Raw genomic sequence first — 20067 nt, forward strand, 5'->3', positions numbered from 1 at the left:
CCGAGCCCGACCTGCCGCCCGTCGCGATCCTCGACCAGTCTCCGATCACGCTGCGCCACAAGGTGTTCTTCGGCCTCATCGCCGTCGTCGGCGCCATCGCCTGGACCGTCATCGCGATCGTCCGGGCCGAGCGGGTGAACGCGGTGTGGGTGGTGGTCGCGGCGGTCTGCACCTACCTCATCGCCTACCGGTTCTATGCGCGGTTGATCGAAAGCAAGATCGTCCGTCCCCGCGACGATCACGCCACCCCGGCCGAGGTCTTCGACGACGGCAGCGACTATGTGCCGACCGACCGGCGCGTGGTGTTCGGTCACCACTTCGCGGCGATCGCCGGCGCCGGCCCGCTCGTCGGCCCGGTGCTGGCCGCCCAGATGGGCTATCTGCCCAGCACCATCTGGATCGTCGTCGGTGCGGTGCTGGCCGGGTGCGTCCAGGACTACCTGGTGCTGTGGATCTCCACCCGACGCCGCGGCCGCTCGCTGGGCCAGATGGTCCGCGATGAATTGGGGGCGACCGCAGGTGCCGCCGCGCTGATCGGCATCCCGATCATCATCACGATCCTGATCGCGGTGCTGGCCCTGGTGGTGGTGCGGGCGCTGGCCAAGAGCCCGTGGGGCGTCTTCTCCATCGCCATGACCATCCCCATCGCCCTGTTCATGGGCTGTTACCTGCGCTTCCTGCGGCCCGGGCGGGTCGCGGAGGTATCTGGGGTCGGCGCGGGGCTGCTGCTGTTCGCGGTGGTCTCCGGCAACTGGGTCGCCAACACCGCGTGGGGTGTCAGGTGGTGCACCCTGTCGCCGGTCACGTTGTGCTGGTTGCTCATCGGCTACGGCTTCGCAGCGTCGGTGCTGCCGGTGTGGTTGCTGCTGGCTCCGCGCGACTACTTGTCGACGTTCATGAAGATCGGCACCATCACGCTGCTCGCGGCCGGCATCTGCATCGCCCACCCGACGATCGCGGCACCAGCGGTCTCCCGCTTCGCCACCCAGACCAACGGTCCGGCGTTCGCCGGCTCCCTGTTCCCGTTCCTGTTCGTCACCGTCGCCTGTGGCGCGCTGTCCGGATTCCACGCTCTCATCTCCTCAGGCACCACGCCCAAGATGTTGGAGAAGGAAGGCCAGATGCGGTTGATCGGCTATGGCGGCATGATGACCGAGTCGTTTGTGGCGGTGATGGCGCTGCTCACCGCCGCGATCTTGGACCAGCACCTGTACTTCACCCTCAACGCGCCGTCGGCCCAGACCCATGACACCGCCGCCGGCGCCGCGCACTACGTCAACGGTCTCGGTCTGCCGGGCGGCCCGGCGACCGCCGCCCAGCTCGACCAGGCCGCCCGTAGCGTCGGGGAACAATCCATCGTGTCGCGCACCGGCGGTGCGCCGACACTGGCCTTCGGCATGTCCGAGATGCTGCAGCGGGTCTTCGGCGGCACCGGTCTCAAGGCGTTCTGGTACCACTTCGCGATCATGTTCGAGGCGCTGTTCATCTTGACCACCGTCGATGCCGGCACCCGCGTCGCCCGGTTCATGATCTCCGATGCGCTCGGCAACATCGGTGGCCCACTGCGCGCGCTGCGCAATCCGAGCTGGCGGCCCGGCGGGTGGCTGTGCAGTGCGGTGGTCGTCGCCGCGTGGGGCGGCATCCTGCTGCTCGGCGTGACCGATCCACTCGGCGGGATCAACACCCTTTTCCCACTCTTCGGCATCGCCAACCAGCTGCTCGCAGCGATTGCGCTCACGCTCATCACCGTCATCGTCATCAAGGCGGGCAGAGTCAAGTGGGCGTGGATACCGGGCATACCGTTGCTGTGGGACTTAGCCGTGACCTTGAGCGCGTCATGGCAGAAGATCTTCTCCGGGGACCCCGCCGTCGGGTACTGGACGCAGCACGCCCAGTACACAGCCGCCAAGAAGGCCGGGAAGACCGCGTTCGGGTCGGCGACCGACGTCCATCAACTCGACGCCGTCGTCCGCAACACCTTGATCCAATGCACCCTGTCGGCCATCTTCGCGATGGTCGTCGTGGTGGTATTCGCTGCCGGAATCATCATGGCAGTCAAGGTGATTCGCGGTTCCGGGCGGCCTTCGAGCGAGGACGATCCGGTGTCGTCGAAGCGATTCGCGCCGGCGGGTCTGATTCCCACCGCCGCCGAGCGGGATGTGCAAAGTCAGTGGGATGCCCTGCCCCGCAACGGCTAGGCGTGCCAGCTGGTCAGGTCTCGCATCGGAATTCCGTTACCGACACAGTAATTGGCATAACGCTCGAGGGAAGTCTGGTGGTTTTCCTGCCGGAGGATCTTGTCGCCATCGAGGAAGAGCAGTTCGCCGATCATGTAGAAGAACACCTCGGTGTCCTCGAAGCTTTCGGGCGTGTGCGACGAGCCCGCGACTTCATAGAGGGTGTCACCCGCGCGAGATACCCAGTCGCTTTCCCGATAGCGCCACGCTCCGCTAACGGTGTGCGCTACAACAATTCCGGTGTGGTAGTGGGTTCCCCATTCCACGCCGGGCGGGAACTTCATCGAGACGATGACCTCGGCACGCACCGCGGGCAGTCGGATCCTGCAGTGGCCGCCACTGGGGCTCCATGTCGGCAGAATGTAGCCCTGATGTGTTGCAGGCACATCGCCCCTAGAATCGGGTCTGATGAGAGTCGGTATCGACTTCGGCACCACCCACACCGTCGCTGCGATCGTCGACCGTGGCAATTACCCGGTCGTCGCCTTCGACGGCGTCGATGCATGGCCGTCTCTGATCGCCGCCAACGCGGCCGGGGACCTGCGGTTCGGCCCGGACGCCGCCGCGGTCCGCCACGAACCCGGGTGGCAAAAACTGCGCTCGGTGAAAAGGCTGCTCAACGACGCCGGACCGCGCACCCAGGTCACCTTGGCCGGCCGCAGCTATGCGCTGGCCGATCTGCTCACCGGCTTCCTCGCACAGCTCAGGCACGACCTCTATCACCGGTCCAACGCCGGCTTCGGCCCTGACGACCCCGTCGAGACCGCGATCAGCGTGCCGGCCAACGCCACCAGCGCACAGCGGTTCCTCACCCTGGATGCGTTCGCGGCGGCAGGATTTGACGTCGTCGCGTTGCTGAACGAACCGTCGGCCGCCGGCCTGGAGTACGCCCACCGATACCGCTCGACGATCACGGCCAAGCGTGAGTACGTCCTCATCTACGACCTCGGCGGCGGCACCTTCGACGCGTCGCTGCTGAAGATGGCGGGCCACGTCAACGAGGTCGTAGTCAGCGAAGGCATCCAACGGCTCGGCGGTGACGACTTCGACGAGGCGATCGCGCAACTGGTGTTGGCCGGCTGCGAGCTGCCGCCGCTGGACAGCGCCGGCTATGAGCTGCTGTTGGAGGAATGCGCCGCCCGCAAAGAGGCCGTCGGGCCGCAGACCCGGCGTTTCCTGGCGGATGTGACTTTCGACGGGATCGAGCGAGCCCCGTTCTCCTGCGGTATCGACGACGTCTATGCGGCGTGCGCGCCGCTGGTCGCCGAGACTGCCGGCCTGCTGTCCCGCGTGCTGCGCGACCCGGCCGGCGACGGCCGGGACGTGCCATGGTCGGAAGTGGCCGGCATCTACGTGGTGGGCGGGGCAGGCAGCTTCCCACTCGTCGCGCGCATGCTGCGCAGCAATTTCGGCGACAAGCGCGTCAAACGGTCGCCGCACCCGTTCGCGGCAACCGCCATCGGTCTTGCGGTCTTCCTGGACATCAACTCCGGTTTTGTTCTCTCCGAACGCTTCTCGCGACATTTCGGGGTCTTCCGGGAGGCCAGGGCAGGCGCCGACGTCGTCTTCGATCCGATCGTGCCCAAGGATGTACCGCTGCCCGTCGACGGTCATACACCGCTGGTGGTCAGCCGGACCTACCGTGCGGCCCACAACATCGGACATTTCCGGTTCGTGGAGTGCAGCCGGCTGGTCGACGGCCGGCCCGACGGCGACGTCACACCCTACGACCCGGTGTTCTTCCCGTTCGACCCCGCACTGCACGACCGGGACAATCTCGGTCACCAGCCGATCGACCGGTGGAGCGAGGGACCCGACGTGGAGGAACGCTACGTTGTCGCGCCAGGTGGTGCGGTGGAAGTCACCGTGACGACGCAGCCGGCCGGCTTCCAACGCACCTTCCGGCTCACGCGGGCCGCTGCACGGTTGTGATAGTCGCGATCGCTACCGGGTAATTCGGGATCATGCCCGACATCGATCTGGACGACCTGTCCACTCCCGAGCACGGCTACACCGTCGACGACAGCGATGACGACGACCCGGTGCTGCTCGACCGCGACGGCAACCCGGTCGCCACCTGGCGGGAGCGATACCCCTACGACGAGCGCATGCCCCGCGACGAGTACGACCGGCTCAAGCGGCGATTGCAGATCGAGTTGCTCAAGCTGCAGAACCACAGCCGCCAGACCGGTGCCCGGCATCTGATTTTGTTCGAGGGCCGCGACGCCGCCGGCAAGGGTGGGACCATCCAGCGTTTCACCGAGCATCTCAACCCGCGCACCGCCCGAGTGGTCGCACTGGAGAAGCCGAGCGATCGGGAGAAGACTCAGTGGTATTTCCAGCGCTATGTGTCCCATCTCCCGGCCGCCGGCGACATCGTCTTATTCGACCGCTCCTGGTACAACCGCGCCGGCGTGGAGAAGGTGATGGGTTTTTGCACCGCCGAACAACATGCCCAATTCCTGGAACAGACACCGTCTTTCGAGCGCCTGCTGGTCGACGACGGCATCAACCTGACCAAACTCTGGTTCTCGGTGTCGCCGGCTGAGCAACGCACCCGGTTCGCCATCCGGCTCGTGGACCCGGTCAAGCAGTGGAAGTTCTCCCCGATGGACGTGGAGGCCATTCACCGGTGGGAGGCCTACACCGCGGCCAAGGAGGAGATGTTCGCTGCCACTGACACCGACTTCGCCCCGTGGATCGTGGTCAAGAGCAACGACAAGAAGCGTGCCCGCATCAACGCGATGCGCCATCTGCTCGCCAAGTTCGACTACGCGGACAAAGACCACGAATTGGTCGGCGAGCCCGACCCGCTCATCGTCGGACGCGCGTTGGCGGACTAGCTCACAGAATATAGTTATCCATTTTGGGTAATATGATTCTCATGACGAAGCCAGCGATTGTCGACGTCGATTCCGACCTACCGGGGCATGTGCACGGCGCCGCGGACCCCCGTTTTTCCTGCGCGGTCCGCACCTTCGCCAAGCTGTTCAACGGCGATCCGCGATTCGGCGGCGGTTCCCTGTCGGTCTACGTCCACGGCGAACCGGTCGTCGACATCTGGACAGGCTGGTCAGACCGGGACGGCAAGATCCCGTGGACGGCCGATACCGGCGCCATGGTCTTCTCGGCCAGCAAGGGGGTCGCCGCGACGATCCTGCACCGCCTGGTCGACCGCGGCCAATTGGCCTACGACGAACCGGTCGCGCGGTACTGGCCCGAGTTCGGCGCCAACGGCAAGTCCGCGATCACCGTGCGCGACATGCTCGGGCACAAGACCGGGCTGTCCCACCTCAAGGGCGTGACCAAGGAGCAACTGCTCGACCACCGGTTGATGGAGGAACGACTCGCCGCCGCGCCCGTCGACCGCCACGCCGGCCGGGCGGCCTACCACGCGTTCACCTACGGTTGGCTCACCTCCGGACTGGCCCGCGCCATCACCGGCAAGGGCATGCGCCAGTTGTTCCGCACCGAGGTCGCCCAACCACTCGACACCGATGGCCTGCACTTGGGCCGTCCGCCGGCGGACGCGCCCACCACGGCCGCGCAAATCATGTTCCCGCAGACGACCCGGGCGAACCCGCTGTTCGACCGGCTCGCACCCTGGCTGTCGGAACTCCCGGTCGCCGGCGGTCTGGGCGCGATCTACGTCCCCGGCATCACCTCGTTGATCCAGGGCGACACTCCCCTGCTCGACGGTGAGATCCCGTCCGTCAACGCCGTGGTGACGGCGCGCGGTCTGGCGCGCATGTACGGAGCGCTGGCCAACGACGGCCACACCGGCCAAACACAATTACTGTCAACGGAATTGGCGCGCGATCTGCTCGGCAAAACCAGTCTGCGACCAGACCTCAATCTGGTGGTGCCGATGTCGTTCCACCTCGGCTACCACGGCTCGCCGGTGCCCGGCTTGCTCCGCGGATTCGGGCACGCCGGCCTGGGCGGGACGATCGGCTGGGCCGACCCGGTGACCAAGAGTTCGTTCGCCTTCGTGCACAACCGGCTCATCACGCCGATCATGCTGGACCAGATCCTGTTCGTGCCGCTGATCCTGCCGATCCGACGCGCGGCCGCCGCCGCCCACGCCGACGGCTTCCAGGCGGTGCCGAACTTCGGAGCGTCGTACTCCTGACTCAGACCGCCTTGGTGGACCCGACGTAGGACAACACCACATCAGACTCGTCGGTGATGCGGGTCAGGGTCGAGTACGAGCGGACAAAGGACTGCCCGACGCAGCCGTCGATCTTCATGTGGAACTCGTTGATCATGATCCACGGGTTCGGGCCTTTGAACTCTTTGCGGACCACCGGGACCACCACCACGAATCCGGGTTTGAGCCCGACACTGACCACGCTGTTGTACTGCGCGCCGACGATCGGTAGCAGCTGGAACGGCTCCCCGGGCCCGAACGGCACCACCGCGCCGAGCGAAGGCGAGACACCGGCGCCGTTGGCCATGGTGACGCCGTTGGCCGTGCTCATGTCGATGCCGCAACCGATCTCGTACCCCACTTCGAGCACACCGTGCGGAGGTTCGGGCCCGGTCAGCGAAGCCACGAACACTCCGCTGGACAGGTATTCGCGCGACGAGACCGCAGTCGTCAGCGGCGCCACCGGAACGTGCCGCTCGTCTTTGGCGCCGAGCGCCAGGATCCAGCCGTCGGGCGTCGTGATCCGGACAGGAACGCCCGGGGGTACGGCTCCGCCAGCGACCGCTCCTGCCGGTTCGGCGTCCGGCTGGGCAGCCGCCGAGGGTGTGGTCATGGACGTGACCAGGCACACAGCGACGGCCGCGGCACGACGAACCACGGCGGACATCGGCATCACGCGCTTCACGGTATGCACGGCCTGGTTTGCCAAACGCTTTGCTGGCCGCCGCAATCAGAGTTGTTGTGAGTTTGTGGCCGGTTTGCGACGAAGACTCGGCAGGCTCGGATCGCACATCAGTTCGCGGGTACGCTTGATGCCGGCCCGTGATTCGCGTCACAAGCAGAGAGGGCGACCGATGAGCCTTCCTAAGTTCGCTTCGGCACTTGCCGCCGGTCTGATGACCGTTGCGGCCCTGGTCGGCGGAACCGGCGTAGCCGCAGCGGACCCCGAAGACACATCCCCACCGTTGATCGAGGATTTCCTGACCGTCATTCAACCGGGCATGGCGCAGGATTTCCGCTCGACGGACACGCCCAACAACTTCGGTGTGCCCGGCGCCAAAGACTGGACCGGCAGCGGGATGTTTTGCCAGAATCGGACCGCCAAGTGCCGAAAGATGGGCTTCTAGCATTGGCGTCGGCGAAATCGTCTGCTTGTCAAGATAATTGGTAGTTCCGGTCGGCTCGCTGGCGATCGTGACCGAAAGGAACCACTGGGTTGTCCACCTGGCTCATCACCGGCTGTTCGACCGGCCTCGGCCGCGCCCTGGCCGAGGCTGTCATCGCAGCCGGTCATAACGCAGTCGTCACCGCCCGCGATGTGTCCAGCGTGGAAAAGCTGGCCGAGGCCACGGCCGAACGGGTGCTCGCAGTCGCCCTGGACGTCACCGACCCCGAGCAGATCGCGTCGGCCTTCGAGCAGGCACAGGACCGTTTCGGCGGCGTGGACGTGCTGGTCAACAATGCCGGCTACGGTTACCGCGCGGCGATCGAGGAGGGTGAGGACGCGGACGTGCGCGCGTTGTTCGAGACGCACTTCTTCGGCACCGTCGCCATGATCAAGGCCGTGCTGCCCAGCATGCGGGAGCGCGGCTCAGGCGCCATCGTCAACATCTCCTCGATCGGCGTGCAACTGACCCCGGTCGGCTCCGGCTACTATTCGGCGGCCAAGGCTGCGGTGGAGGCGATGAGCGGGGCATTGCACGGCGAGCTTGCGCCCCTGGGCATTTCGGTCACCGTCGTCGAACCCGGCGCGTTCCGCACCGACTTCGCCGGCCGGTCCCTGAAGCAGACGTCCACCGTCATCGACGACTACGCCGACACCGCCGGTCGGCGCCGCAAAGAGAACGACACCATGCACGGCGCCCAGGTCGGTGACCCCGCGAAAGCCGGTGCGGCGATCATGGCCGCCGTCGAGGCCGACGAACCTCCGGCGTTTCTGCTGCTCGGCCAAGACGCGCTGTTTTCGTACCGCTTCATCGCCGAGCGCCGCGCCAAGGAGATTTCGGCCTGGGAGAAGACCACCACGAGCACCGACCTCGACGCCTGATTATCCTTGCGGGCGTTGAGCTTTCGCAGTTCGAATCGTGTCGACGGCATACCTGCCCGGACCCAGGAACACCAGCAGGAAGAATCCGAAGCAGAACAGTATCGCCGGGGTTCCGCCGTTGCCACCCGGTGCCTCACCGATCGGCCAGAGCGCATTCGGTTGGTGCATCCAGAAGTACGCGACGGCCATCGTGCCAGAAGCCAGGAATGCGGCGGCACGGGTGAACAGCCCCGCCGCGACCAACACCCCTGTCACCAGCTCGATCAGTCCGGCATACCAACCCGGCCAGTCGCCGACCCCGACGTGGTGCCCGGTGGCGACGGGCCAGCCGAACAGAATCATCGAACCGTGACCGGCGAAAAGCAGGCCATAAACCAAGCGGAACAGGCTCAACACTGCCGGCGAATAGCCGACGAGGCGGTGCGTCAGATTCTCGGTCATGCCCCTACGTTACGGAGGTCGGACTTCGTGTAGGTCTGTAGATGTACAGCTGCCCGAGGAGACCAATGCTGGCCTATCTGTTCCTGTTCGTCGCGATCTTCGCCGAGGTCGGAGCGACGAGCCTGCTCAAGAGCACCGACGGGTTCACCCGGTTGTGGCCCACCGCGGTGTGCCTGCTCGGTTATGCCGCGTCGTTTGCGTTGCTGTCGTTGTCGATCGCGCGGGGCATGCAGACCGACGTCGCCTACGCGCTGTGGTCGGCGGTCGGCACCGCCGCGATAGTGCTGATCGCGGTCATGTTTCTCGGTTCTCCGGTGTCGGCAGGCAAGGTGGTCGGCGTCGGCCTGATCATTGCCGGGGTGATCACCTTGAATTTCGCCGGTGCCCATTGACCCGCGCGACCGACGAACTGCGCTCAGAACAGGCCTATGTCGACGGCCTGTACGCACGGCTGGACGATGAACGCGCCCGCGCCCAGGCCAGGTACCGCGCGGCGTTGCGCGCAGAGACTGAAACACCGATGGACCGCGACGTGGAGGTGCGTGCGCTGGCCAAGCGGATCAAGCGCCTCGACGTCGCCGACGACGGCCTGTGCTTCGGCCGGTTGGACAGCGTCGCAGGCCACCTGACCTACATCGGCCGCATCGGGCTGCTCGACGAGTCCGACGAGTACGAGCCGCTGCTGCTCGATTGGCGGGCGCCGGCGGCCAGGGCGTTCTACACAGCCACCGCGGCCCACCCCGAGGGCATGCGTCGGCGCCGCCAGTTTCACACCCGCGGCCGTCGGATCGTCGCCTTCACCGACGAAGTGCTCGGCCGCCCGGACCCGGCCGAATCCGGTGACGGACACCAAAGCTCAAGCGACACCGCGCTGCTGGCGGCGATCAATGCGCCGCGTGGCGACGGAATGCGCGACATCGTGGCGACCATCCAGGCCGAGCAGGACGAGATCATCCGCCTGGACCACGCCGGCGTCCTGGTCGTCGAAGGCGGTCCAGGCACCGGCAAGACGGTGGTCGCGCTGCACCGCGTCGCCTACCTGCTCTACACCCAGCGGGCGCGGATGGAACGCCACGGGGTGCTGGTGATCGGACCCAGCCCGGCCTTCCTCAACCACATCAGCCAGGTGCTGCCGTCGCTGGGCGAGTCGACGGTGGTGTTCATGACCACCGGCGATCTGGTGCCGGGGCTGTCCGTCACCGCTGAGGACGAACCGGAGGCGGCAGCCCTGAAGGGATCGCTGCAGATCCTGGACGTACTCACCGCGGCCATCGCCGACCGCCAACAGCTGCCGCAGGATCCGTTGTTGATCAAGTTGTCCGACGTGACGATGCGCATCGACGCCGAAACCGCGCAGTGGGCGCGAGAGGAGGCGCGCGCCACCAAGCTGCCACACAACGCTGCCCGCGCCGCATTCACCGACATCGTCACCTATGTGCTGACCGAGCGGGCGATCGCCAAGATCGGGCGGGGCTGGCTGACCCGTTCGGACCGGGACGCGTGGGAGAAGCTGCGGGACGAGCTGATCGAGGAGCTCGCCGACAACGAGGCCTTCGCCGCTGCGCTCGACGAGCTCTGGCCGATCCTGACGCCGCAGGCACTGCTGTCCGCGCTCTTGGAGTCCCCCGAGAGACTGCGCGCGGCGGGTGCCGATCCGGCGCTGCTGCGCGCCGTCGGCGACGCGTGGACGGTGTCGGACGTGCCGCTGCTGGACGAACTCGTCGACCTGCTGGGCACCAACAAGGAAGCCGAAGAACTGGCCAGGCAGCAGGCCGAACGCGAGCAACGTGAGGAGGCCGCGTACGCCGCGGGCGTGCTGGATCTGATGGTCAGCCGCGAGGACCTGATGGACGACGAGGATCAGCTGCTGGCCCAGGATCTGCTCTACGGCGAGGACCTGGCCGAGCGGTTCGTCGAAGGCGACGCTCGTGAGCTGGCCGAGCGCGCCGCCGCCGACCGTACCTGGACCTACCGGCATGTGGTGGTCGACGAGGCCCAGGAGCTTTCTGAGATGGACTGGCGGGTGTTGATGCGGCGCTGCTCGGCACGGTCTTTCACCGTGGTCGGTGATCTGGCCCAGCGCCGGTCGGCGGCCGGTGCGAGGTCCTGGGAATCGGTGCTGGCGCCCTACGTTCCCGGCCGGTGGGTTTACCGGTCGCTGTCGGTGAATTACCGGACCCCGGCAGAGATCATGGCGGTGGCCGCCGGGTTGCTGGCCGAGTTCGCGCCCGATACCGCGCCCCCGGAGTCGGTCCGGGCCAGCGGCGTACCGCCCTGGTCCAAGCAGCTCGATGCCCACGAAATACCCGCTGCGATAGCGGAATTCGTTCGTGACGAGGCCGGCCGCGAGGGTACCAGCGTGGTGATCGGGCCCGCCGATGTGCCGGGCACGGTGCCGCCGTCGCAGGCCAAGGGTTTGGAGTTCGACGCGGTCCTGGTCGTGGAGCCGCAACGGATCCTGGCCGAGAATCCCCGCGGGGCGGCCGAACTCTACGTCGCCCTGACCCGGGCGACGCAACGCCTGGGTGTGCTACATCAGGGGCCGTTGCCGCGCGCGCTGCGCAGCCTGGCCGTCGACGGCGCGTCGTAAGGACGTGGCGTGCCGTTCACGTTTTTGACGGCGATCGGGAAGGCAAAAGCATGCCGGGTGTGCGAGCATCGCTGCCAGACCCACTTTCTGCTGCCGCCGGGCAAGTCGGTGCGACTGTCGAAGAATCTCGAGAGAGTAGGACTCACCATGACCGACCTCGACCGCACCACCAACGACGCCGGCGCGCGCTCGGAGCTGAACGAGCACTCGCGCACCGGAATGGGTGCGGCCGCCCTGCAACGGGCGATCACCGACCATCTGCGGTATTCGATCGGACGTCCGGCCGCCGCCCTGCGGCCCGAGCACTATTACCGCGCGCTCGCCCTGGCTGTGCGTGACCGCATGCAGGACCGCCGGGTGGCCTCCACGCAGGTCTCCCTGGATCTCGGTCGCAAGGTGACCTGCTATCTGTCCGCCGAGTTCCTGATGGGCCCGCAACTGGGCAACAATCTGTTGAACCTCGGTCTGGAGCGGGCGGCCAAGACCGCGCTGGCCGCGATGGGCCAGCGCCTCGACGAGGTTCTGGCGTGCGAGGAGGAACCGGGCCTGGGCAACGGCGGCCTGGGCCGGCTCGCCGCGTGCTACCTGGACTCGCTGGCCACCCTGGAACGCCCCGCCATCGGATACGGCATCCGCTACGAGTTCGGCATCTTCGACCAGGAGATCCACGACGGCTGGCAGGTCGAGCAGACCGACAATTGGCTGGACAGCGGAAACCCTTGGGAGATAGCCAAACCCGACGTCAACTATCTGGTCAAGTGGGGCGGTCACGTCGAGCACTACACCGACGACAACGACCGCGACCGCGCCCGGTGGGTGCCGGGCCTGATGCTCAAGGGCACCGCCTACGACACCCCCATCCAGGGCTACGGCGTCAACACCTGCAACGTACTGACCCTGTGGAGCGCGCGTGCGGTCAAGTCCTTTGCGTTGGAAGCGTTCAACACCGGCGACTACTACAAGGCCGTCGAGGACGAGGTCACCTCCGAGACGGTCACCAAGGTGCTCTACCCCAACGACGAGCCGGAGGCCGGCAAGCGGCTGCGCCTGCTGCAACAGCACTTCTTCGTCTCCTGTTCGCTGCAGCACGTGCTGCACATCATGGACGACCTGGCCGATGCGGGAGTCCGGGAGCTCCCCCAGCGGTTTGCCTTACAGCTCAACGACACTCATCCGTCCATCGGTGTCGCCGAATTGATGCGCCTGCTGATCGACGAACGTCAGCTGGACTGGGACGAGGCGTGGGACATCACCGTGGCGACCTTCGCCTACACCAACCACACGCTGCTGCCCGAGGCGCTGGAGACCTGGCCGCTGGAGATGTTCGGCCAATCACTGCCGCGGCACCTCGAGATCATCTACGAGATCAACAGCCGGTTCCTCGACGAGGTGCGTATCAAGTTCCTCGGCGACGCCGAGCGGGTACGGCGGATGTCGCTGATCGGTGAGGATGGCGCCAAGTTCGTCCGGATGGCGCATCTGGCCACCGTCGGCAGCCACGCCATCAACGGTGTCGCCGCGCTGCACTCGGAACTGCTAAAAGACAGTGTGCTCAAAGACTTCTACGAAATGTGGCCGGAAAGGTTCAGCAACAAGACCAACGGGGTGACGCCCCGACGCTTCCTGGCGCTGGCCAACCCCGGGTTGCGGGAGCTGTTGGACCGCACCATCGGCGAGGGCTGGCTCAAGGATCTCGACCAGCTGCGCGGGTTGGAGGAGTTCGTCGACAAGAGCGCGTTCCGCGAGCAGTGGCGGGACATCAAGCGCACCAACAAAGCTCGCTTGGCCTCGTTCATCCGCTCGGCGACCGGTGTCGAACTGAACCCGGAATGGATATTCGACATTCAGGTCAAGCGCATCCATGAATACAAGCGCCAGCATCTCAACGTCCTGCACATCATCGCGCTGTACTACCGGCTCAAGCAGAACCCCGGTCTCTCGATTCCGCCGCGGGCCTTCATCTTCGGCGGCAAGGCGGCACCCGGTTATTTCATCGCCAAGCGGATCATCAAGTTGATCAACGCAGTGGCCGAGACCATCAACGCCGACCCGGAAGTCAACAAGTTCCTGAAGGTGGCGTTCATCCCGAACTTCAACGTGCAGAACGCGCACCTGATCTACCCGGCGGCCAATGTGTCCGAACAGATCTCGACTGCGGGCAAGGAGGCATCGGGCACCGGAAACATGAAGTTCATGATCAACGGCGCCCTGACCGTCGGCACCCTCGACGGCGCCAACGTCGAGATCCGCGAGGAGGCGGGCGCGGAGAACTTCTTCCTGTTCGGGATGACCGTGCAGGAGGTCGAGGCCCTCCAGGCCGCCGGGTATCGGCCGGCGGACTACATCGACAGCAACGAGGAGCTCGCGGCGGTCCTGAATTTGATTGACAGCGGGCTGTTTTCACACGGCGACCCGGAGGTGTTCCGGCCGTTGGTGGACAATCTGCGCTACCACGACCCGTTTCTGGTGTGTGCGGACTTCGCGTCCTATGTGGAATGCCAGCAACGGGTCAGCGAAGCGTGGGTGGACCGGGACGCGTGGACCAAGATGTCGATCCTGAACACCGCACGCAGCGGCAAGTTTTCGTCAGATCGCGCGATCGCCGAATACTGCGATGACATCTGGAAGGTCTGGCCGCTGACGGTGAAGATCTGACACCGGCCCGCAATTCGGGTGTCGGCTAACCGATCTCGCGTGTGACGAAGACGGACACATAACCGATCGGGATACCGGTCCGGCTCGCGATGCAGCGGCGGGCCGCCAATTCCACCGCCGCCCGATCCGCGGCACGGGCGACCCCGTCTACCTCGGGTATCCGGATCGACCAACCGTCCGCATCGCGGGCGATATCGATGTCGAAGCACTGGCCAACGGTTACGCATTTCACGCGAGGACTACGAACCCTGCGCACCGAATGTGCGCGCCGCAGAGTGGGCTGAAGAGGCATGGTGTGTTCCTGGGACGACGATGGGCCGCGCGCAAGAATAATGCCGATTGGCGGCAATACCTAATTGAACCGCATCGAGCCGGCCTATCGGGTCTGCGACTGCAGTTCGGCGATGCGGTCGGCCAGCGCCAGGATCCGCTCGGCGTTCCGCACGTGCAGGCTTTCGATCATGCGGCCGTCGACGGTGATGACGCTCTCGCCGGCGGCCTGCGCCTGTTCGTAGGCCTGCACGATCTTCGTGGCGTCGGCGAGCTCGTCCTGCGACGGTCCGAATACGGCGTTGGCCGGATCCACCTGCGAGGGATGGATCAGGGTCTTGCCGTCGAATCCCATCTCGCGGCCCTGGCGCGCTTCGGCGCGGAATCCGGCATCGTCCTTGATGGCGTTGAACACTCCGTCCAGCACGACCTTGCCGGCGGCGCGTGCCCCGAGCACGGCCAGCGCCAACGCGGGCACGACGGGGGCGCGTCCGGGCACGTGCAGTCCGTGCAGCTCGTTCACCAGGTCGTTGGTGCCGACCACCAGCGCGGCCAGCCGGTCGCTGGCCGAGGCGACCTCGTCCATCCGCAGGAACGCCCGCGGCGTCTCGACCATCACCCACAACTGCAGCGACTCCGCGGCACCCAGCTCCTCCAACCGCGCCGTCAGCGCTTGAACCTGTTGGCCTGTCTCGACTTTCGGCACCAGCACGCCGTCGGCGGCCGAACCGGCCACGGCGGCCAGATCGTCGTCGTGCCAGTCGGTATCCAGGCCGTTGATACGCACCACGATCTCGCGGGGCGCATACTCCCCGCTTGCGACAGCTGCACACACCCTGCTGCGTGAGTCGGCCTTCGCATCGGGACCGACCGCGTCCTCGAGGTCGAAGATCAACACATCAGCCGCGAGCGATTTGCCCTTCTCCAGGGCACGGGCGTTGTTGCCCGGGAGGTAGAGGGCCGATCGGCGGGGGCGCAGCGTGGGCGCCATGAGTGTGTTCGCTTTCTGTCCGACAACAGTTCCGGGGGCACCAGTAGCCTAAAGCAGGCTGTCAGAGCAGATCCCGCGCACACGAGGAGCAGAGCATGCCGGTCGTCTTGGTCCATGGCAATCCGGAGACAACGGCGATCTGGGGGCCGCTGGTCGACGTCCTCGGGCGCAACGATGTGGTGTTGCTGTCCCCGCCAGGATTCGGTGCACCGCTGCCCGGCGATTTCCCGGCGACGTACCTGGCTTACCGCGACTGGCTGGCGGGTGAGCTGGAGAACATCGACGGGCCGATCGATCTGGTCGGTCACGACTGGGGTGGCGGCCACGTCGTGAACCTGGTGATGCACCGACCCGAGCTGGTACGCAGCTGGGCCAGCGACATCCTCGGCGTGTTCGACGCCGACTACGTCTGGCACGACATGGCCCAGGTGTGGCAGACACCCGGGCAGGGCGAGGAACTGGTCGACACCATGATGAGCGGAACCGTCGAGGAACGTGCCGCCCTGCTGGCCGGTCTCGGCATCACCCCTGACATCGCGACCGCGCTGGCCCAGGCGCAGGGGCCGGAGATGGGTCGGGCCATCCTGTTGCTCTACCGTTCGGCGGCGCAGCCGGCGACGGCCGAGGCGGGGCGGGCGCTGGAGCACGCGGCGGCGCGCCCGGGACTGTCGATACTGGCGACCGAAGACACCTACGTCGGCTCCCCCGACATCCGCCGGCGTGCCGCCGACCGGGCCGGTGCCCGCACGGAAGTTCTTGACGGCCTTGGTCATTGGTGGATGCTGCAGGATCCGGCGCGCGGGGCCGCCGTCCTCGAGAAGTTCTGGGACTCGCTGCAGTGAGCGGTGCGGCGCCGCAGTCACGCCGTGCCGGGCGACACCGCCCGCGCTGAGGCGACACCACCGGCGCGCGCCATCACGCCGTATTGCGGTAGCGGTCCGTCGGGCGCCCCGCCGTCGTCCATCGACGTGCCCCGGGTGCGGCCGAGGACTCGCCAGGTGCCGTCGTCGGCACGGCGGGCGACCTGGTATTCCACGTCGGCCGCGCTGTCCGCGGGCACCCACGAAACCCGCACGCTGCCGTCAGCGCCACGCTGTGCGTGTACCTGCCGCGGTGCGGGCAACGGGCCTGCCGTAGGCATCGGCGGCGGGACGGGCGAACGCGGCGGCACCAGGGAACGTCCAGTCCGGTCCCGACCGGCGGGCGGCGGATTGGTTCCGGCATCGGAGCGGACCGCCGCCGAGGCCCGCCCGGTGTGCAGCGCGACGACGGCGTAGACCGGGGTCCCCGGCCCCGCGGGAGCCCCGCCGTCGGTTATCGAGACGGCGCCCGTCCGGCCCACCGTGCGCCACGCGCCGTCGGGATCGAGCCGGGTGACTTTGTAGGTGACACCGGCATCGGGCGACCGGTCCCAGCTGATCGTCACGTCGCCGCCGGCCGCCCGGGTCGCCGCGACCCGGGCCGGTCCGGCCAACGGCAACGCGGCCAGGGCCGCTAACGCGCGCGGGTGCCCGGGACAGGCATCAAGCGCAGCCATCAACTGCGCCGCGCGGGAGGTCTGCGGGCCGGCGGCTGCGGCCTGGACGATCCGGTCCGCTTCGGCGACCGCGGCGCGTGCGGCGGCTAACGCCGGCTGGGCGTCGACCGCGCCGTTCGGGTCGGCCAGGTCGGCGGCGACGCGGGTCAGGTGCTCCAACTGGTCGGCCGCGTCGGCGTACCTGCGCGCCTGCAGCGCCGCCGAGGCCGCCCGCCAACGCTGCCGCGCATCGGCGAGCACCGATTCGATCTCGTCGGCCACCGCGGCGATCGACGGTTGTCGTTCCGGCAGCGCGTGCCGGCGGGCATCCTCGGCGAGCCGCTGCGCCGCCACCGGCCGGCCTTCCCGAAGCGCCTTGCGCGCCGCCCGCAACGGTGCCGACCAGTCCGGCTTGGCGGGCGGCGGCGGTACCGGCTCGTGGCGTGGGGGCGGCTGCGACGCAGGTACCGCGGTGTCGACGGGCGCACCGAATTCAGCTGCGAGAGCGACCAATACGCGTGACGCCCGGGCGGCATCCAGCCCCAGATCGACGGCTTCGGCCACCAGATGGGCGTGGTCGTCGACGGTCAGCCGATCCTCCACCAGCACGGCCGCCCGGACCCGGGGCCGCAGCTTGTCCGTCAAGTCGGTCGCCAGGCCGTCCAGGTATGCCTCGCGTAGCGCGGGGCCGGCCTCCAGCAGGTCGCCGACGTGTACGAGCAGCTCGTCGATGACGGTGCGCAGCCGGTCGGACGGCAGCTCACGGGCCCGGGCACGCCACGCAGCGGCCCGCGCCGCGACCTCGGCCTCGTCCGCGTCCGGATCGCAGCCCAGCAACGAAAACAGCGTCGCCGGCGGCGGGGACTCCCAGATCCGGCCGAGTTCTTCTAACAGTGCGCGGATCTGGCGACGGCGATGCTCCGGCACGAGCTCGCCGGCCGGCATCGCGGGCGCGCCGATCACCCGGTGCATCTGCAACCGGGCCGCGACCTCCGCCTCGGTCAGGCCGGAGTCGCGACCGACCTGCTCGAGCTGGGCCAGCTTCTCGTGCGGTATGCCACCGTGTCTGGCCGCGAGCGCGGCCAGCGCAGCGTCGAACAGTTCGTAGCGGGCGGCGTCATGTCCGGCACGTTGCCGGTGGGCCCGTGCGACCAGTTCGGCGCGGGCGCGCGAATCGAGCAGCGCGGCGCTGTTGGCGTCGTGCGCGGCCAGCAGGGCGGCAACCAGCACCCGGTACTTGGGGTGGTCCCGCTGCCGCTGCCAGAACGCCCAGACTTCTGCGATGCGTTCGGAAACTACTTTGTCACTGAGGCTTTCGATGTCCTCGAGCGGAATGTCGTACAACTCGAAGGGATCGGATGTCTGCGGGCCACCCCGGGCCTCGACTGCGGCGAGTACCCGCTTGCGGTACGCGTTCGGTTCGAACGGGTGCAGCCCGGCCGACATTCAGGACCCCGCCGTCATAGCGATCACCGGCCGGCGTCGCGCCGTCGGGAACGCTGGACCTGTTGCCGTTCGCGCTCCACCTCCGCGGCCGACATGGTCGCCCCGGTTTCTGCGGTCAGCACCAGCGGCATGTTGGCCTCGACGTGCCGGGCCGTCACCTGCAGAACTCCGTCGAAGCCCATCGCAAAGGTGATGCGGACCTCGCTGCCTTCGCCGAATCCCGGTGGGATGCCCTCGATCATGCCTGCGATCAACACTTTCGCGTCCTCCGGTCGGGACGACGCCACCTGGCCCTGCTGCTCGACGACGACGAGCCTGATGGCGTCCTGATCGTCGCGGACCGTGCCGAAGCTGCGGTGCACGCAGATGGGCAGTGGGTCGTTGCGGCGTACCAGCCAGGTCGCCTGCAACGACAGCGTGTGCTCCCCGAGCGAGAGGATGCCGAATCCGCGGGAGACCACGGTGTCGACCCGGATCAGCACCGCGCGGCGCACCTGGGCCAGCGGCAGGTCATACGCGTCGGCGACCCTGCTGCAGGCGTCGTTGAGATCGCTGGGGCGTGCGTCCTCCGGTAGTGCGCCCGGCGCCAGCCGGCCACGGGTGATCAGATCGTTGGCGACCATGCGTTCCATTTCGAGCTTCTCGCCGTAGAGCGAGGCTCCGCGGACGACGGAGAGTTCCGGATCGTTGAGCTCGGGGCGCATCCCGAAGTCGGTGTGCAGTGCGGTCGCGACGGCAGGCATGCGCGAGGAACCACCGACCAACAGGATGCGGTCAACGCTGTCTGCGCCGCGGCGACGGGCGGCGGCCAGACAGTCGCGGGTCAGGTCTAAGGTCCGGCGCAGCAGCGTCGAGGTCATCTCCTCCAGCTCGGTGCGGGTGATGTCGATGACCGCGCGGGCACCGTCGTGGGTGACGATCACCTGGGCGACGTCACGGTCGGAGAGTTCATGCTTGGCCCGCTCGGCCGCGATCACCAATTCCTGGGCGCCGGCGGAGTCGTCCAGCGGATCTTCGGCCTGCGGGTTGGCCGCGCAGAACCGCCGGGACAGATGGAGGGCCAGCCGCTCGTCCCAGTCGGCGCCGCCGAGCTGGTGATCGCCCTCCACCGCCAGGACGGTGATCCGGCGGTCGGCGAGCTCAATGACCGTCGCGTCGAAGGTGCCCCCGCCCAGGTCGTACACCAGGACCGTTTCCCGGTGACCCTCCTTGGCCATGCTGTGCTGGCCGTCCAAGCGCCCGAAGCCGTAGGACAGCGCCGCGGCAATGGGCTCGGAGAGCACGCCGGCCACGTCGAGTCCGGCGTGGGTGCCGGCGAGCACGGTCGCGCGGCGTTCCTCGTCGCCGAAGTAGGCGGGCACGGTGATGACAGCCTTACGCACGGGCTCGCCGGTGGCGTATTCGGCGTCGGCGGTGAGGCTGCGCAGGATCAAGGCCGACACGGCCGGGGCCGACCACGCGTTGCCGTTCGCGACGAACCGCCACTCGGCATCGCCCATGCGGCGCTTGACCAGCGTGCACACCCGTTCCGGGTCGAGCCGCGCCTGCCGTCGCGCACCCTCGCCGACCAGGTATTCGTCGCGATTGGTGAACAGGACCACGGAGGGTGTCGTCAGATCGCCGGTGAAACCGCTGAGGACTTCCGGGGATCCGTCGCGACCCGTCCTGGCGATCGCCGAGTTCGTTGTCCCGAGGTCAATCCCATGGATGGTCACTCTGGTGAG

General features: G+C 67.5%; 16 protein-coding genes and 1 pseudogene. 10 read left to right on the top strand and 7 right to left on the bottom strand.

Annotation, left to right across the window (positions count from 1 at the left end; all coding sequences use genetic code 11):
• Positions 1–5: 5 nt before the first annotated feature.
• Positions 6–2209 (top strand): annotated as a pseudogene (locus tag AC5Y3Z_RS01435) (carbon starvation CstA family protein); the annotation flags it as partial.
• Here AC5Y3Z_RS01435 and AC5Y3Z_RS01440 read toward each other — a convergent pair.
• The gene (locus AC5Y3Z_RS01440; protein WP_473139260.1) at positions 2195–2680 is read right to left on the bottom strand and encodes a 2,4'-dihydroxyacetophenone dioxygenase family protein; all 486 of its coding nucleotides are present in this window, start codon (positions 2678–2680) and stop codon (positions 2195–2197) included. The pseudogene AC5Y3Z_RS01435 and the gene AC5Y3Z_RS01440 overlap by 15 nt on opposite strands.
• Here AC5Y3Z_RS01440 and AC5Y3Z_RS01445 point away from each other — a divergent pair.
• From AC5Y3Z_RS01445 to lipL, 3 genes are read left to right on the top strand one after another with little or no spacing between them, the layout of a single operon-like run.
• A complete protein-coding gene (locus AC5Y3Z_RS01445; protein WP_473139008.1) occupies positions 2646–4169 on the top strand; it encodes an Hsp70 family protein in 1524 nt (507 codons plus the stop codon). The two genes, AC5Y3Z_RS01440 and AC5Y3Z_RS01445, sit on opposite strands and share 35 nt — an antisense overlap.
• A 32-nt stretch (positions 4170–4201) precedes the next feature.
• Positions 4202–5080, top strand: a complete 879-nt coding sequence (gene ppk2 / locus AC5Y3Z_RS01450) for a polyphosphate kinase 2 (protein WP_463827751.1) — start codon at positions 4202–4204, stop codon at positions 5078–5080.
• A 41-nt stretch (positions 5081–5121) separates the two neighbouring features.
• Positions 5122–6369, top strand: coding sequence for an esterase/beta-lactamase LipL (lipL, locus tag AC5Y3Z_RS01455; RefSeq protein ID WP_473139009.1), 1248 nt, complete (start codon positions 5122–5124; stop codon positions 6367–6369).
• Position 6370: 1 nt separating this feature from the next.
• Here the strand turns inward: lipL and AC5Y3Z_RS01460 are convergent, their stop codons facing one another.
• A complete protein-coding gene (locus AC5Y3Z_RS01460) occupies positions 6371–7060 on the bottom strand; it encodes an MspA family porin (RefSeq protein ID WP_473139261.1) in 690 nt (229 codons plus the stop codon).
• On the opposite strand from AC5Y3Z_RS01460, the gene AC5Y3Z_RS01465 reads away from it, so the two are divergent.
• Both AC5Y3Z_RS01465 and AC5Y3Z_RS01470 read left to right on the top strand, forming a co-directional pair.
• Positions 6999–7514: a hypothetical protein gene (locus AC5Y3Z_RS01465; RefSeq protein WP_463827808.1), complete on the top strand. Its 516-nt coding sequence runs from the start codon at positions 6999–7001 to the stop codon at positions 7512–7514. The two genes, AC5Y3Z_RS01460 and AC5Y3Z_RS01465, sit on opposite strands and share 62 nt — an antisense overlap.
• 89 nt (positions 7515–7603) lie before the next feature.
• Positions 7604–8434: an oxidoreductase gene (locus tag AC5Y3Z_RS01470; RefSeq protein ID WP_463827749.1), complete on the top strand. Its 831-nt coding sequence runs from the start codon at positions 7604–7606 to the stop codon at positions 8432–8434.
• On the opposite strand, the gene AC5Y3Z_RS01475 is transcribed toward AC5Y3Z_RS01470, so the two are convergent.
• Positions 8435–8875 carry a DoxX family protein gene (locus AC5Y3Z_RS01475; protein ID WP_499918008.1) on the bottom strand — a complete coding sequence of 147 codons (441 nt, stop codon included), beginning with the start codon at positions 8873–8875 and terminating at the stop codon, positions 8435–8437.
• A 68-nt stretch (positions 8876–8943) separates the two neighbouring features.
• Between AC5Y3Z_RS01475 and AC5Y3Z_RS01480 the strand changes: the two genes are divergently transcribed.
• The 3 genes from AC5Y3Z_RS01480 to AC5Y3Z_RS01490 all read left to right on the top strand — a co-directional run bounded on the left by AC5Y3Z_RS01480 (position 8944) and on the right by AC5Y3Z_RS01490 (position 14120).
• Positions 8944–9267 (top strand): DMT family transporter, encoded by a 324-nt coding sequence (locus tag AC5Y3Z_RS01480; protein WP_463827803.1) that lies wholly within the window; start codon positions 8944–8946, stop codon positions 9265–9267.
• A complete protein-coding gene (gene helR / locus AC5Y3Z_RS01485; protein ID WP_473139012.1) occupies positions 9264–11465 on the top strand; it encodes an RNA polymerase recycling motor ATPase HelR in 2202 nt (733 codons plus the stop codon). Before AC5Y3Z_RS01480 ends, helR begins: the two co-directional genes overlap by 4 nt.
• A gap of 147 nt (positions 11466–11612) precedes the next feature.
• Positions 11613–14120 carry a glycogen/starch/alpha-glucan phosphorylase gene (locus tag AC5Y3Z_RS01490; RefSeq protein ID WP_463827802.1) on the top strand — a complete coding sequence of 836 codons (2508 nt, stop codon included), beginning with the start codon at positions 11613–11615 and terminating at the stop codon, positions 14118–14120.
• Positions 14121–14145: 25 nt separating this feature from the next.
• Here the strand turns inward: AC5Y3Z_RS01490 and AC5Y3Z_RS01495 are convergent, their stop codons facing one another.
• Positions 14146–14352 (bottom strand): long chain fatty acid-CoA synthetase Faa4p, encoded by a 207-nt coding sequence (locus AC5Y3Z_RS01495; RefSeq protein WP_463827746.1) that lies wholly within the window; start codon positions 14350–14352, stop codon positions 14146–14148.
• Between the two features lie 144 nt (positions 14353–14496).
• Complete coding sequence (locus tag AC5Y3Z_RS01500) at positions 14497–15381, bottom strand: HpcH/HpaI aldolase/citrate lyase family protein (RefSeq protein WP_473139013.1); 885 nt, start codon at positions 15379–15381, stop codon at positions 14497–14499.
• Between the two features lie 95 nt (positions 15382–15476).
• On the opposite strand from AC5Y3Z_RS01500, the gene AC5Y3Z_RS01505 reads away from it, so the two are divergent.
• Complete coding sequence (locus tag AC5Y3Z_RS01505) at positions 15477–16223, top strand: alpha/beta fold hydrolase (protein WP_473139014.1); 747 nt, start codon at positions 15477–15479, stop codon at positions 16221–16223.
• Positions 16224–16240: 17 nt separating this feature from the next.
• On the opposite strand, the gene AC5Y3Z_RS01510 is transcribed toward AC5Y3Z_RS01505, so the two are convergent.
• Both AC5Y3Z_RS01510 and AC5Y3Z_RS01515 read right to left on the bottom strand, forming a co-directional pair.
• Positions 16241–18343 (bottom strand): Ig-like domain repeat protein, encoded by a 2103-nt coding sequence (locus tag AC5Y3Z_RS01510; protein WP_473139015.1) that lies wholly within the window; start codon positions 18341–18343, stop codon positions 16241–16243.
• Between the two features lie 23 nt (positions 18344–18366).
• Positions 18367–20058 carry an Hsp70 family protein gene (locus AC5Y3Z_RS01515; RefSeq protein WP_473139016.1) on the bottom strand — a complete coding sequence of 564 codons (1692 nt, stop codon included), beginning with the start codon at positions 20056–20058 and terminating at the stop codon, positions 18367–18369.
• Positions 20059–20067: the final 9 nt, after the last annotated feature.

Source organism: Mycobacterium sp. NGS61 (assembly GCF_059812325.1).